The organism is Brevibacterium sp. (assembly GCF_022712115.1).
In the GTDB taxonomy this organism is placed as follows: Bacteria; Actinomycetota; Actinomycetes; order Actinomycetales; family Brevibacteriaceae; genus Brevibacterium; species Brevibacterium salitolerans.
The window spans coordinates 1-14,147 of record NZ_JALAHB010000041.1 but is presented as its reverse complement, the minus strand read 5'-3'; the positions used below and the strand labels follow the sequence as shown (position 1 = coordinate 14,147).

The following is a 14,147-nucleotide window of genomic DNA, read 5'->3' as shown; positions in this document are numbered from 1 at the left end:
GATCAGTCCTCGTTCTCTGCCTCGGCGGTCTCGTCCTCGTCCACGACGGGCACGAGCGAGAGCTTGCCGCGGTCGTCCACCTTGGTGATCTCGACCTGGATCTTCTCGCCCACGCCGATGACGTCCTCGACGTCCTCGACGCGCTTGCCGCCATTGAGCTTGCGCAGCTCGGAGATGTGCAGCAGACCGTCGCGGCCCGGGCTCAGCGACACGAACGCGCCGAAGCTCATGAGCTTCACCACCGTGCCGAGGTAGCGTTCGCCCACCTCCGGCACCTGCGGGTTGGCGATCGCGTTGATCGCGCTGCGCGCGGCCTCCGCCGCCGCGCCCTCGGACGCGCCGATGAGGACGGTGCCGTCGTCCTCGATGCTGATGTCCGCGCCGGTGTCCTCCTGGATCTGGTTGATCATCTTGCCCTTGGGCCCGATGACCTCGCCGATCTTGTCCACCGGGATCTGCACCGAGATGATCCGCGGCGCGGTCGGCGCCATCTCCGCGGGAGCGTCGATCGCCTCATTGAGGACCTCGAGGATGGCCAGGCGGGCCTCGCGCGCCTGCTTGAGCGCAGCGGCGAGCACCGCCGCGGGAATGCCGTCCAGCTTGGTGTCGAGCTGGATCGCGGTGATGAACTCGCTGGTGCCGGCGACCTTGAAGTCCATGTCGCCGAATGCGTCCTCCGCACCCAGGATGTCCGTGAGCGCCGCGTAGGCGGTCTGGGGACCGTCCGGGGTGTCGATGACGTCCGAGACGAGACCCATCGCGATGCCGGCGACGGGCGCGCGCAGCGGCACGCCGGCGGACAGCAGGGCCATCGAAGAGGCGCAGACGGAGCCCATCGAGGTCGAGCCGTTGGAGCCCAGCGCCTCCGAGACCTGGCGGATCGCGTAGGGGAACTCCTCACGCGTGGGCAGGACCGGGACGATCGCCCGCTCCGCGAGAGCGCCGTGGCCGATCTCGCGGCGCTTGGGGCTGCCCACGCGGCCCGTCTCACCCGTGGAGTACGGCGGGAAGTTGTAGTGGTGGATGTAGCGCTTGGACTTCACCGGCGAGAGAGAGTCGAGCTGCTGCTCCATCTTCAGCATGTTCAGCGTGGTGACGCCCAGGATCTGGGTCTCGCCGCGCTCGAACAGCGCCGAGCCGTGCACCCGCGGGAGCACCTGCGTCTCCGCCGCCAGGGGCCGGATGTCCTTGAGGCCGCGGCCGTCGATGCGCACCTGCTCCGTGAGGATCCGCTTGCGGACGACCTGCTTGGTCAGCGCGTTGAGAGCGCCCGCGATCTCCGACTCGCGGCCGGCGAAGCGCTCGCCCAGCTGCGCGTAGAGCTCTGCGAGCAGGGCGTCGCCCGCGCGCTCGCGCTCCTGCTTGTCCGCGATCTGGAAGTTCGCGGTCTGCTTGTCGAAGGCGAGCTCCTCCACGGCCGCGTAGACGTCGTCCTCGTAGTCCTTGAACACGGGGAACTCCGCGACCGGCTTGGCCGCCTTGTCCGCCAGCTCCTGCTGGGCGCGGACGAGCTCCGTGATGAAGGGCTTGGCGGCCTCGAGACCGGAGGCCACGACCTCCTCCGTGGGCGCCTGCGCGCCGCCGCGGACGAGGTCCACGACGCGCTCGGTGGCCTCGGCCTCGACCATCATGATGGCGACGTCCCCGTCGACCACGCGGCCGGCGACGGCCATGTTGAACACGGCGTCCTCCAGCTGCGCATGCGTCGGGAACGCGACCCACTGCCCGTCGATGAGTGCGATGCGCACACCGCCGATGGGGCCGGAGAAGGGAAGGCCGGAGAGCTGCGTGGACATCGACGCGGCGTTGATCGCGATCGTGTCGTAGAGGACGCCCGGCTCCACGGCCATGGCCGTGATGACGATCTGGACCTCGTTGCGCAGACCCTTGACGAAGGACGGACGCAGCGGACGGTCGATGAGGCGGCAGGTGAGGATGGCGTCCGTGGACGGCCGGCCCTCGCGGCGGAAGAACGAGCCGGGGATGCGGCCGTCCGCGTACATGCGCTCCTCGACGTCCACCGTGAGCGGGAAGAAGTCGAAGTGCTCCTTGGGGCTGCGGCTCACGGCGGTCGCCGAGAGCAGCATCGTCTCGTCGTCGAAGTAGACGGCGGCGGAACCGGCGGCCTGCTGGGCGAGCCGGCCCGTCTCGAAGCGGATGGTGTGCGTGCCGAAGCGACCGTTGTCGATCGTCGCCGTGGCGGTTTCAGGGTTGATACCCACGTTGTCTCCGTTCTGCCCGCACGGTGCACAAGCGTGCGCAGGGCGGGCGCAGGGGATGTCCTGCGGCCGGTAGACAGTCGTGAGGCGGCCTTCGATCGAGGCCCACACACGTCCGGCGCCGTCCGCCTCCGCTCGGGGCGGAAGTGCGGGGCGCGGATTGCGGAGGCCACTACCGAGGACCGATGACTCCGGTCGCAGGGATTGGACGCACCCACTCTACCAATCGGAGCCGCGGCGGGCGAAGACGCGCGCGGATGCGTGAGGGGCGGCAGCGGAGAACCCGGCGGGCGCAGGACCGGCCGGGAACGGCGAAGGCGCCTGTGCGGACGGTGAGTCCGCGCAGGCGCCTTCGTGCTGCAGCCGTGTCAGCGGCGCAGGCCCAGGCGGGCGATGAGCGCACGGTAGCGCTCGATGTCCACGTTCTGGAGGTACTTGAGCAGACGCCGGCGCTGGCCGACGAGGAGGAGCAGGCCGCGACGCGAGTGGTGGTCGTGCTTGTGCTCCTTGAAGTGCTCCGTGAGATCGGAGATGCGACGGGTGAGGACCGCGATCTGGACCTCCGGAGAGCCGGTGTCGCCCTCGTGCGTCGCGTATTCCTTGATGATCTCCTGCTTGACCGATGCGTCAAGTGCCATGGGGTTCGCCCTCCGGTGTCGTTGCGCGGCGCCCGCACCTGGTGAGCGAGCACTGTGGAACCGCGGCCGGTCATGAAAACGGCGTCTGCAAGCCTAACACAGCCCGGGCGCGGTCCACGTCCGCGTGCATCTGCTCGATGAGAGGACCCATCCCGCGGAAGGCGACCTGGCCGCGGATCCGCTCGACGAACTCCACCTCCATCGTCTCCCCGTACACGTCCAGGTCCGCGAACTCGACGTCGATCGCGTAGCCCTCCACGGTCCGGACGCTGCCGTGGAAGGTGGGGTTGGTGCCCACGGAGATCGCCGTGGGCAGGCGCAGGTCCCGCGCCGGGAAGTGCATCCAGCCCGCGTAGACGCCGTCGGCGGGCACATGGCCGTCCGCCGCCACGTCCAGATTGGCCGTGGGGAAGCCCATCTCCCGCCCGCGCTTCTCCCCGTGGACCACCGTGCCCACCAGCGTGTGGTTGTATCCCAGCTCCGCCGCGGCCGCACGCACCTCGCCCGCGTCGATGAGCGCGCGGATGGAGGTCGAGGAGTAGCGGGAGCCCTCCCCCACCTCGTCGATGACTACGACGTCGAAGCCGTGCTCCGCTCCGAGCCGCCGCAGCGTGGACAGGTCGCCGGAGTTGTCGCGACCGAACCGGACGTCCGTTCCCACCACGATCGCCGCGGCCCGGAGCCCGCGGACCAGGTAGTCCAGCACGAACTCCTCCGCGGACTGGTCGGCCCATTCCAGCGAGTAGGCCTGGACGACGGCACCGTCGACGCCCAGCTCGGCGATGAGCTCGAGGCGCTGGGACAGGCTGCAGATCTGTTCGACGGCGACGTCCGGCTGGTGCACCGTGCGCGGGTGCGGGTCGAAGGTGACGACCAGCGACCTCAGGCCGCGATCCGCCCCGACGCGCACGAGGGTGGAGAGCACCACCCTGTGCCCCCTGTGCACCCCGTCGAAGTTCCCGATCCCCACGACGGTCGGACCGTAGTCCGCGGGAATGTCCTCCGGATTGGCGAAGATGTCCACCTGCGCCCTCTCAGTGTGCCGATCGATTGCCGTGCGTACGCACCCGGTACACGTTAGCGCAGGTGCTGTGTGCTCCGGACACGGGGGACCGGCGGGGCGCGGGCCTCAGGCCGGGAAGACCAGTCTGGGCTTGAGCGCCTCGCCGCGCGGCTCGAGCACCGCCACGAGCGAGCCCCCGCTCACGGCGGCGAGCAGTCCGCCCGCACCCGCGGGTGCGGCCTCGAGGAACTTCCCCTGCCGCAGCCGTGCGGCGTCCTCCGGGGTCACGGAGAGCACCGGGAGCAGACGGGCCGCCGCCGAGGCCGGATCCAGCAGCGCGGCTGCGGGTTCCGCGGGCGGAACCTCCGCATCCGGGTCCGGGAAGTCCGGGACCTCCTGTGCCTCGGCCAGGGAGAAGGAGCCCACGCGGGTGCGGCGCAGCGCGGTGAGGTGACCGCCCACGCCCAGCGCGGAGCCGAGATCGCGGGCAAGCGCACGGATGTAGGTGCCGGAGCTGCAGTCGACGACCACGTCAACGTCCAGGACCGGGTGGCGGCCGCCGGCCGCATCGCCCGCCTCGGCGGGGCGCAGCGGGCTCGTCGTCTCGAAGCGGGACACCGTCACCGGCCGCGGCCTGAGCTCCACCTCCTCACCGGCGCGGACCCGGGCATAGGCCCGCCGGCCGTCCACCTTGATGGCGGAGACGGCGCTGGGGATCTGGGAGATGTCGCCCCGCAGCGGTTCCAGCGCACGCTCCAGCGAGTCCTCCGCGATCTGCGCGAGCGCACCCGGAGCGGCGAACCGGTCCGGTGCGGAGTCCGCGTCGTCGGTGGGCGTGGAGGCTCCCAGCCGGACGGTGGCGGTGTAGGTCTTCGTCTCCCCCACCGCGAAGGTCAGCAGGCGGGTCGCCGGACCGACACCGACGACGAGGACCCCCGTCGCCATGGGATCGAGGGTGCCCGCATGTCCGACCTTGCGGGTGCTGAGCCACTTGCGCACGCGGGACACGACGCGATGGCTGGACCAGCCGGCGGGCTTGTCGAGGACGAGGAACCCCGAAGGGCCCCCCGGGGAGCCGTGCGTCACTTGACGGAGACGTGTACGTGATCGAAGTGGTTGGCGGTCACGGAACCGCGGTCCTCCATGCCGCGGCCCTGCCAGCCGGTGTAGGACGCGTAGATCTTCTGCTCGAAGATCACGTAGTCCACGTTCAGTTCGTCCTTGTGGGCGATGAGGAAGTCGCGGATGCGGTCGCCGGTGGCACCGGTGATCATGATGTCCACGGCCCGGCCGCTGTTGTGGTCCGAACCCGGATCGGCACGCTTGCCGCCGTAGGTCTTGACCTCCGGGAAGTTCGCGCACACGGCACGATAGGCCGCGACGCCGTTGGCCGTGAGGCCGGACTCGATCGAGGACGACACGGAGCAGGGTGCATCGGAGACGCCGCCCCCTCCGGACCCGGCCTTCTCCTCGCCGTCTCCCCCATCGCCGCCCTCTGCGGAGCCGCTGGAGGCCGCAGCCGCCCCGGCGGTCGGGGACGGGGTGGGCTCCGGGACCTTCTCCATGCTGGAGGAGCCGCTGTCCTCGTAGCGCTCGTCGTCCTTGAGCGAGGACACGTACTTCTCGTAGTCCTTCTGCTGCTGGGCCTCGATCTCCTCGGCCGAGGCGGAACTCGCGGAGGCCTCCGGGGTGGGGGTCGAGGTCTGGGCGGATTCCGCGGAGACGGTGCCGCCGGACTCCGGCGACATCGCCAGGGTCGAGGCCACGATGCCGGCGGTCGCGGCCGCGGGCAGCGCGATGGCCGCGACCATGGGCCGGCGACGCACGGTGCTGAGGACTCCGGTGGCGGTGAGCTGTTCGTCCGACCGCGCCGAGGAGTACCGTCCCTGCGGCTTGCGGTTGAACGTCACGACCGCGGCGGCGAAATCACGCGCGGTGCCCGCCCATGACTGCTTGGAATCCGAGTGCTTGCCCAAATCGACCGTTCCTTCACACAGTTGTGATCGTTCCGTTACCTCGACCCAGTGTACAGAGGTCCCGGACGATCACAACCCCGCAACGGCGGCGCTCAGGGCCGTGGGACCTCGTCCTGCCCCTCAGGGTCCTCGTCGACCGTGTCCGCGCTGCGGTAGGGATCCGCCTCACCTGCAGGAACGGCATCGCGTGCGAGTTCCGCCACCTGCGCATCGTGTTCTTTGGCACGTCGCAGCAGCGCATCGAGCTCCGCAGCGGCCGCCGGCACGGAATCGGCCACGAACTCGAGGCTCGGGGTCAGCCGGATGCGCAGCCCCTTGCCCACCTCGGAGCGGATGAGGCCCTTCGAGGACTCGAGCGCGGCGCGGGTGCCCTCGAGGTCCGCGTCGTCGCCGAACACCGTGTAGAACACCGTGGCGTTCTGCAGGTCTCCGGTCACGCGGACCTCGGTCACGGTGACGAACCCGAGGCGGGGGTCCTTCACGCGCTTCTCCAGCGTCTGCGCCACGATGACCTTGATGCGGTCGGCGATCTTGCGGGCGCGGGTGGCGTCAGCCATGGCGTTCTCCTCGATGGTGGTGGTGGACTCTCCCCGTCCTGCGGAGAGAGAAACCGGGCGGGCCTGCGGAGCGCAGACCCGCGATCATTCTCCCCGTCCGGCGGAGAGAGAAACTGGGCGGGCCTGCGGAGCGCAGACCCGCCCGTGAGCGACCGATATGTCAGTCGCGCGGCTTCTCACGCATCTCGAAGGTCTCGATGAGGTCACCTTCGCGGATGTCGTTGTAGCTGCCCAGGCCGATGCCGCACTCGAAGCCCTCGCGGACCTCGGTGACGTCGTCCTTCTCGCGGCGCAGCGACTCGACCGTGAGCTTGTCGCCGATCACCACGCCGTCGCGGGTGACCCGTGCCGAGGCGTTCCTCTTGATGAGGCCGTCCTTGACCAGCGAGCCGGCGATGTTGCCCCACTTGGACGAGCGGAAGACCTGGCGGATCTCCGCGCTGCCCACGTGGACCTCTTCGAACTCGGGCTTGAGCATGCCCTTGAGCGAGCTCTCGATGTCCTCGATCGCGTCGTAGATGACCGAGTAGTACCGGACGTCCACGCCTTCGTCCGCGGCGAGGTCGCGGGCCTTCGCCTCGGGACGCACGTTGAAGCCGATGACGATCGCGTTGTCCACGGTGGCGAGGTTGATGTCGTTCTCCGTGATGGCACCCACACCACGGTGGATGATCCGGAGATCGACCTCGTCGCCCACGTCGATCTTGAGCAGCGAGTCCTCCAGCGCCTCGACGGCGCCGGACACGTCGCCCTTGAGGATGAGGTTGAGCATGTCGACCTTGCCCTCCTCGAGCGCCTTCGTGAAGTCCTCGAGGCTGATGCGCTTGCGGCCGCGGGCCTGCTGTGCGGCGCGTTCGACCGCATCGCGCTTCTCGGCGATCTGCCGCGCGGTCCGGTCATCGCTGGTCACGAGGAAGCTGTCGCCGGCACGGGGCACCGAGGACAGTCCGAGCACCTGCACCGGACGGGACGGGCCCGCCTCGGAGAGCTGCTCCCCGTTCTCGTCGAACATCGCGCGGACACGGCCGTGAGCAGTCCCGCAGACGATCGCGTCGCCCTGTCGCAGCGTGCCGGACTCGACCAGGACGGTCGCGACGGCGCCGCGGCCCTTGTCCAGCTTCGCCTCGATCGCGATGCCGCGGGCGTCCTTGTCGGGGTTGGCCTGCAGCACCAGAGCGGCGTCGGCGGTGAGGAGGACGGCCTCGAGCAGCTGGTCGATGCCCTCGCGCTTGAGTGCGGAGATCGGGACGAACATCGTCTCGCCGCCGTACTCCTCCGCCACGAGGTTGTACTCGGTCAGCTGCTGCATGACCTTCTGCGGGTTCGCACCCTCCTTGTCGACCTTGTTGACGGCGACGACGATCGGCACGTCCGCAGCCTGGGCGTGGTTGAGCGCCTCGATGGTCTGCGGCATGACGCCGTCGTCGGCGGCGACCACGAGGATCGCGACATCCGTCGACTTGGCACCGCGGGCACGCATGGCCGTGAACGCCTCGTGGCCCGGGGTGTCGAGGAAGGTGATCGCACGCTCCTCGCCCTCGTGCTCCACCTTGGTCTGGTAGGCGCCGATGTGCTGGGTGATGCCGCCGGACTCGCGGGCCGCCACGTTGGACGAGCGGATCGCATCGAGCAGCTTCGTCTTGCCGTGGTCCACGTGGCCCATGACGGTGACGACGGGCGGACGCGGAGACATGTTCTCCTCGTCCTCCTCCTCGTCCAGATCGATGTCGAACGTCTCGAGCAGCTCGCGGTCCTCGTCCTCCGGGGAGACGATCTCGATCCGGTAGCCGAGCTCCTCGCCGAGCACCCGGAAGGTGTCCTCGTCGAGGGACTGCGTGATCGTCGCCATCTCACCGAGGTGGAAGAGGATCGTCACGAGGTTGGTCGGGTCCGTGTTGATCTTCTCCGCGAAGTCCGCCAGCGACGAGCCGCGACGCAGCCGCAGGACGGTGGAGCCGTCGCCGCGGGGAACGGAGACGCCGCCCACCGAGGGCGTCTGCATCTGCTCGTACTCGGCGCGCTTCGCCCGCTTGGACTTGCGCCCACGGGCCGGACGGCCGCCGCCGCGGCCGAATGCGCCCTGCGTGTTGCCACGACCCCTGCCGGAGCCGCGACCGCCGCCGCCGGGACGACCGCGACCGGCGGGTGCGCCGCCGGGAGCACCGGGACCGCCCTGCCCGCCGCCCGGACGGCCGCGACCGCCGGGACCCGGCTTCGCGAGCGCCGAGTTCTTGAGCATGCCGGGATTGGGACGCGGAGCTCCGGGACGCGGACCCGCCGCACCCGGACGAGGGCCTGCCGCACCGGGCTTGGGAGCGCCCGGACGGGGACCCGCCGCACCGGCACCCGGCTTGGGGCCACCGGGACGCGGTCCCGCGCCGCCGGGCTTGGGACCGGGCTTGCCGCCTGGTTTGGGCATCCCCTGCGCAGCCGCGAAGGGGTTGTTGCCGGGACGGGCGCCGCCGCGCGGGGCACGGGGACCGGGCTTGGGACCCGGCTTCGCGCCGGACTTGGGCATCCCCTGCGCAGCCGCGAAGGGGTTGTTGCCGGGGCGCGCGCCACCGGGCTTGGGCGCGGGCGCCTCCGCACGCGGTGCCGGCTCCTGAGCCGCGGCGGGCTTGGGCGCCGGCCTGGCACCGGGCTTGGGTGCCGCGGGAGACTGCTTGGGCGCAGGCTTCGCCGCGGGCTTCGCACCCGGCTTGGGCGCCGAGCCTCCCGCGGTGCCGGGCTTGGGCGCCGGCTTGGCACCGGGCTTGGGCGCACCGGGCTTCGCGGTGCCGGGCTTGGGTGCGCCGGCTCCGTTCGAGGCGGCGCCCTTGGCGCCGGATCCGTAGGACTCCTTCAGTCGGCGCACGATCGGCGCTTCGACGGTGGAGGAGGCGGAGCGGACGTATTCGCCCATCTCCTGAAGTCTGCTGAGCACTTCCTTGCTCGTTGTGCCGAGCTCCTTGGCGAGCTCATGGACACGGGGCTTAGCCACTTTTCTCCTGTCCGGGTCCTTCCGGACAGGAAGGACCACATCAGGGTCGCGCAGTTCTCATCTCACTGCTCACGACCGTTCCTCGAGTGGGTCATCGTGTGACACTCACTATTCGGCGTCCATTCGGGATACCTGCTTCCTCTGGTCCGGTTCCCCCACCGTCGTCTGCGGTCCGGCCAGGCCGGGCCTGCGCAGAGCGACGGAGAAGGCCTTCTTCGCACGCGCCCTCTTCCAGCACGCGGCCGAATCATGGATCCAGGCCCCCCTTCCGGGGAGCCTGCGCTGGGCGTCGACGACGATTCGGGGTTCGTCCGCGACGAGCACGGCGAGCCGCAGCAGCTGCGACTGGGGTGCGCGTTCACGGCAGGCGATGCACATCCGGATGGGCTCCGGGGGTTTCTGCACGGCCGACGACACCGGTCCAGTCTACAGCACCGCCCCCGAGCCGGGGCCCAGGGGCAGTGTGGCGTACGTGACCCGGGAGACTTCCGGGCTCCCCGGTCGGAGGGACATCCAGGCGGTGTGGCGTACGCGACCAGGGAGCGGACCCGGAGCGGGTCTGCGCGGATCAGTCCGCGGTGATGTCGATCTTCCAGTTGGTGAGGCGGGCGGCGAGGCGGGCGTTCTGCCCCTCCTTGCCGATCGCGAGGGAGAGCTGGTCCGCGGGGACGGTCGCCCGCGCGGAGCGGGCACCCTCGTCGAGGACCTCGACGCGGAGCACCTTCGCCGGCGACAGCGCCTGCGTGATGAAGGCGCGCGGGTCGTCGGAGTAGTCGACGATGTCGATCTTCTCCGGCCCCAGCTCGGCCATGACGGAGCGCACGCGCGAGCCGAGCTCGCCGATGCAGGCGCCCTTGGCATTCACGCCGGGGCGCATGGCGCGGACGGCCATCTTGGTGCGGTGCCCGGCCTCGCGCGCAAGCGCCACGATCTCCACCGTGCCGTCGGCGATCTCCGGCGATTCGTGCGCGAAGAGGCGGCGGACGAGCGCGGGGTGGGTGCGGGAGACGGTGATCGAGGGGCCCTTGGGGCCCTTGCGGACGTCCGTGACGAGCACGCGCAGGCGAGTGCCGTGCTCGTAGGACTCCCCGGGCACCTGCTCGTGCGGAGGCAGCAGCGCCTCGATGTCGCCCAGGAGCACGTGGACCATCTCCGGGTCCCGCCCCTGCTGGATGATGCCCGAGACGATCTCGCCCTCGCGCTCCCGGAAGGAGCCGAGGACGCCCTCGTCGGACACGTCGCGCAGACGCTGATGGATGACGTTGCGCGCCGTCATCGCCGCGATCCTGCCGAAGTCCTCCGGCGTGTCGTCGAACTCGCCGATGGGGTTGTCATCGTTGTCGAACTCGACGGCCCAGATCGTGGCGGTGCCGGACTTGGTGTCGATCTCCGCACGGGCGTCCTGCCACGCACCGGGGGTGCGCTGGTAGGCCAGCAGCAGGGCCTGCTCGATGAGCTCGACCAGAGTCTCGAAGGGGATCTCCTTGTCCGCCTCGATCATGCGGAGAGCGCTTAGGTCGATGTCCATCTCATCCCGTCCTCGTAGCGTGGCCCGCATCGGGCCGCGGCGTCGTCATGGTCTCCAGGCGCGCACGCCCATAGGGATTCCCCACTATATGCGAGCTGACCGGCGGGTTCTGCCGCCGCGGGGCCTGCGGGCACGTGATGTGCGACGGATTCCCGGGCACGCGCCTCAGCGCAGGGCGACCACCACCTTCGCGTGCGTCACGTCCGCGAGGGCGATCCTCACCGTACCCGCCGTCTCCGCGACGGCGATCTCCCCCGCTTCCGCGTCCACGGACTCCAAAGTGCCCTCGGCCGTGCCCGCACCGTGGGCCACCTGCACCCGCCGGCCGAGCGAGCGCCGGTAGTGGCGGACCTCCCGCAGCTCCCGCTCCGCACCGGGCGAGGTGACCTCCAGGTCGTAGGGGCTGTCCTTCCAGATCACCACCTCGTCGAGGAGTTCGCTCACCAGCCGGGTGGCCTGCTCCACGAGGTCGAAGCCCACCGGTTCGCTGGATTCCGCGTCCAGGTCCACCGTCACCGTCACCTTCCGGTGCCGGCCCGCCGCGTGCGCGCGGACGTCCTCGACGAGGAGGCCGATGCCCTCCAGCGGTCCGGTGATCTTCTCGCGGATGACGTCTGCCTCGTGTGCCATGGGTGTCCTCGCTGCTCTGCCGGGCCCGCGCTGGGAGGGTCCCCGCGCTGGTGGTGGGCCTGTCGGCGGTTCGCGCCGCATCCTATCGAGGTCCGGCTACGATTGTCTGCATGCACGCACCTGCCCCTCGCTCCGCACCGCTGTCACGGACGGAGCCCCGCGGAGGTGCCGCGCCCGCGGGTCCTCCGCGGAGGACGGTCCTCGCCGCGGCTCTCGCAGGCACCGGACTGCTCGTCGCCGCGACCTCCGGGTGCGGCCTGCGCCTGGACCGGGATCCGGAGATGCCCGCACTCGGTCCCGCGGACGTCCTCCGCGACGCCGTCGCACGGATCCTCGCCGCGGCAGGTGCCGGGGACGGCACGGATCCGGCCGGGGACGCGTCGTCGCCCGCGGCCGCCCTGCGCGTCTTCGCCGCCGCGGTGGGGCCTCCCTGGAACCCCCCGGAGGGCCTGCGCAGTCCGGTGCCGGCCCCCAATCCCGACCCCGCTCCGCTGAAGCCCGCCGCGGCGCTCGAGGCGCTCATCACCCGCATCGCTAGCGACGCACCGGAGCTGCCCTTCGTCTCCCTCGCCGCGGAGGGGGCGGACCCGGAGGAGGAGCCCTCCGCAGAGCACGCGGACACCTTCGCCGTGCTCGCGGACGTGTCCGCCGGCGCCCTGCTGCGCCTGTACCGCGCGGACGCGGACGCCGCCCGTGCGGCCGCGGACCGCATCCGCGACTCCGCCGAGGCCGCGCTCGCCTCCCTCCCGCGCCCGGCGGACGGCGTGGGGGCCGAGGCCTCAGGCTCCGAGCAGGCAGAGACGGACCTCGCGGCCGCGGGGCTGGCCTCACTCGTCACCGCGGCATACCAGGCGGAGTACGCCTACGAACGCGCAGCCGTGCACCTGCGCGAGGACTCCCCGGCGGCTGCGGGGGCGCGGGAGCGCATCACCGCTCTCGCCGCCGTCGCCGCCCAGGCGTCCGCCCTCATGGCACCTGCCGCACCGCCGGCGAACAGCCCCGCATGGGAGCTGCGCACGCCGCCGCGGGACCACGCCTCGGCGCTCACCGTGCTGCTGGAGGCCGAGGACGGCCTGGCCGCCGCACTCCATGCCGCCCGCGCCCAGACCCCGCCGCCCGTGCTGCTCGACTGGCTCACGGACAGCACCCTCGCGCGGGCGGCCGCGGGCGGCGGGCAGGATCTGCGCTGGGACGGCACGGCCGCATCGGCCACGGCCGGGGAGGCGCGCGGATGAAGGTTCCCAGCGTCCTCTACGAGACCGCCAGCGAGATCATCGGCACCCATCATGCGCACGCGTGGACCCGCGCCCTCGACTTCATGCTCATCGAGCTCCAGGAGCGGTGGTCGCTGACGCCGGACCCCCAGCCCGGCAGCCCCTGGGCGGGGTGCGAATCGCTCGTCCTGCCCGTGCGCACCGCGGACAGGCAGCCCGCGATCATCCGCTTCGCGGCGCCCAACACCGACAATCCCGGCGTCCATGCCCAGATCCTCGAGGCCCTGCGGCGGTGGAACGGCCACGGTGCGGTCAAGGTGATGGCCGAGGACTCCAGCTTCCGGGCCACCCTGCAGGAGCGCCTCCGCACGGACATGAATCTGTCCTCACTGCCGCTGGAGGAGGTGCCCCCGGTGTGGGGCCAGCTCGCACGGGCCCTGCGGGTGCCCGGGATCGACGGCCTCGTCCGCGTCCAGGACATCGCCGCGAGCTGGCTGGACCGCTTCCCGGCGGACACCGAGCTGCTGCGCGACTTCCCGGACTTCACCCCCGCGGACTGGGCCGTGGTCAACGGTGCCCGGATGTGGATCGAGCGGCTGGCCTCGCACGAGGACTCGTGGCTCCTGCACGCGGATCTGCACTACTACAACATCCTCGCGGGCTTCCCGGAGTCCGGCGGCCCCGCGACGTGGAAGGCGATCGACCCGCAGCCCCTCAACGGCCCCGCGGAGTACATGGTCGCCCCGCTGCTGTGGAACCGGCTCTCGGAGATCCCGGAGGGGCACCCGCAGGCGCAGGCGGCCTGGCTGCACTCCTTCGCCGCCGAGGTGTGCCGGCAGGCGGGCGTGGACGTGGCCCTCGGCGTGGGGGCGGCCGTCGCCCGCGAGGTCGAGAACCTCTTCTGGTACCTCCGCACGGCGCGCTCCGGCAGCCAGAAGGCCTACGGCGACGCCCTGCGCTCGCTGTGGGTCGCGCGTGCGCTCTCGCAGGTAAGCGTGCGGGGAGTGGGCGCCCATCAGCTCAAGCCGCTGGGCTGAGGGCCTGCCCGGGCCCCGGGCCGGTTCAGAACACCGCGGAGAGCATGTCCCATCCCATCGTGAGCACGAGCAGACCCGCGACCACGATGAAGACGATGCGGACGAATCCGCTGCCCAACCGGATGGCGGTGCGCGCGCCCAGCCAGCCCCCCGTGATGTTGCCGACCGCCACGGCCAGCCCGAGGGGCCAGATGACGTGCCCGGCGGGGACGAAGAACAGGAGCGCGCCCAGGTTGGTGGCCCAGTTGACGATCTTGCCCGAGGCCGAGGCCTGGAGGAAGCTGAAGCCGATCAGTGCCACGAGCCCGCTCACGAGGAACGAACCGGTCCCCGGCCCCCGCACGCCGTCGTAGACCCCCAAGCCG

At 71.2% G+C, this 14,147-nt stretch carries 13 protein-coding genes; 2 read left to right on the top strand and 11 right to left on the bottom strand.

The genetic code is table 11. The features are described from left to right. Window positions 1-2: 2 nt before the first annotated feature. From Q0A33_RS02230 to Q0A33_RS02185, 10 genes are all read right to left on the bottom strand, one after another. Window positions 3-2,222, bottom strand: a complete 2,220-nt coding sequence (locus tag Q0A33_RS02230) for a polyribonucleotide nucleotidyltransferase (RefSeq protein ID WP_291792447.1) — start codon at window positions 2,220-2,222, stop codon at window positions 3-5. Window positions 2,223-2,587: 365 nt separating this feature from the next. Next, the gene (rpsO, locus tag Q0A33_RS02225; protein WP_291792444.1) at window positions 2,588-2,857 is read right to left on the bottom strand and encodes a 30S ribosomal protein S15; all 270 of its coding nucleotides are present in this window, start codon (window positions 2,855-2,857) and stop codon (window positions 2,588-2,590) included. Between the two features lie 70 nt (window positions 2,858-2,927). Next, on the bottom strand, window positions 2,928-3,881 hold the full coding sequence (locus Q0A33_RS02220) for a bifunctional riboflavin kinase/FAD synthetase (protein ID WP_291792441.1): 954 nt from the start codon (window positions 3,879-3,881) through the stop codon (window positions 2,928-2,930). A gap of 105 nt (window positions 3,882-3,986) precedes the next feature. Continuing rightward, a complete protein-coding gene (truB, locus tag Q0A33_RS02215) occupies window positions 3,987-4,946 on the bottom strand; it encodes a tRNA pseudouridine(55) synthase TruB (RefSeq protein WP_291792438.1) in 960 nt (319 codons plus the stop codon). Continuing rightward, complete coding sequence (locus tag Q0A33_RS02210) at window positions 4,943-5,836, bottom strand: ligand-binding protein SH3 (protein ID WP_291792435.1); 894 nt, start codon at window positions 5,834-5,836, stop codon at window positions 4,943-4,945. The genes truB and Q0A33_RS02210 overlap by 4 nt, the downstream gene beginning before the upstream one ends. Window positions 5,837-5,928: 92 nt before the next feature. After that, window positions 5,929-6,393, bottom strand: a complete 465-nt coding sequence (rbfA, locus tag Q0A33_RS02205; protein ID WP_291792432.1) for a 30S ribosome-binding factor RbfA — start codon at window positions 6,391-6,393, stop codon at window positions 5,929-5,931. 160 nt (window positions 6,394-6,553) lie between these two features. Continuing rightward, window positions 6,554-9,373: a translation initiation factor IF-2 gene (gene infB, locus Q0A33_RS02200; protein WP_291792428.1), complete on the bottom strand. Its 2,820-nt coding sequence runs from the start codon at window positions 9,371-9,373 to the stop codon at window positions 6,554-6,556. Window positions 9,374-9,481: 108 nt separating this feature from the next. Continuing rightward, window positions 9,482-9,790: a YlxR family protein gene (locus Q0A33_RS02195; RefSeq protein WP_291792425.1), complete on the bottom strand. Its 309-nt coding sequence runs from the start codon at window positions 9,788-9,790 to the stop codon at window positions 9,482-9,484. A gap of 151 nt (window positions 9,791-9,941) precedes the next feature. Continuing rightward, entirely contained in the window at window positions 9,942-10,901 is a 960-nt protein-coding gene (gene nusA / locus Q0A33_RS02190) for a transcription termination factor NusA (RefSeq protein WP_291792422.1), read from the bottom strand. 165 nt (window positions 10,902-11,066) lie between these two features. After that, window positions 11,067-11,531 (bottom strand): ribosome assembly cofactor RimP, encoded by a 465-nt coding sequence (locus Q0A33_RS02185; RefSeq protein WP_291792419.1) that lies wholly within the window; start codon window positions 11,529-11,531, stop codon window positions 11,067-11,069. A gap of 110 nt (window positions 11,532-11,641) precedes the next feature. Between Q0A33_RS02185 and Q0A33_RS02180 the strand changes: the two genes are divergently transcribed. Next, window positions 11,642-12,766 (top strand): hypothetical protein, encoded by a 1,125-nt coding sequence (locus Q0A33_RS02180; RefSeq protein ID WP_291792416.1) that lies wholly within the window; start codon window positions 11,642-11,644, stop codon window positions 12,764-12,766. After that, window positions 12,763-13,782: an aminoglycoside phosphotransferase family protein gene (locus Q0A33_RS02175; protein ID WP_291792413.1), complete on the top strand. Its 1,020-nt coding sequence runs from the start codon at window positions 12,763-12,765 to the stop codon at window positions 13,780-13,782. The genes Q0A33_RS02180 and Q0A33_RS02175 overlap by 4 nt, the downstream gene beginning before the upstream one ends. Before the next feature lie 25 nt (window positions 13,783-13,807). Here the strand turns inward: Q0A33_RS02175 and Q0A33_RS02170 are convergent. Next, window positions 13,808-14,147, bottom strand: a 340-nt coding sequence (locus tag Q0A33_RS02170) for a TSUP family transporter (RefSeq protein ID WP_291792410.1), incomplete at its 5' end; no start/stop codon positions are given.

Coding starts and splice junctions, on each gene's coding strand:
- Q0A33_RS02175 (WP_291792413.1), top strand. CDS start 12,763: ATGAAGGTTCCCAGCGTCCTCTACGAGACCGCCAGCGAGATCATCGGC.
- rbfA (WP_291792432.1), bottom strand. CDS start 6,393: ATGGCTGACGCCACCCGCGCCCGCAAGATCGCCGACCGCATCAAGGTC.
- rpsO (WP_291792444.1), bottom strand. CDS start 2,857: ATGGCACTTGACGCATCGGTCAAGCAGGAGATCATCAAGGAATACGCG.
- Q0A33_RS02185 (WP_291792419.1), bottom strand. CDS start 11,531: ATGGCACACGAGGCAGACGTCATCCGCGAGAAGATCACCGGACCGCTG.
- nusA (WP_291792422.1), bottom strand. CDS start 10,901: ATGGACATCGACCTAAGCGCTCTCCGCATGATCGAGGCGGACAAGGAG.
- Q0A33_RS02180 (WP_291792416.1), top strand. CDS start 11,642: ATGCACGCACCTGCCCCTCGCTCCGCACCGCTGTCACGGACGGAGCCC.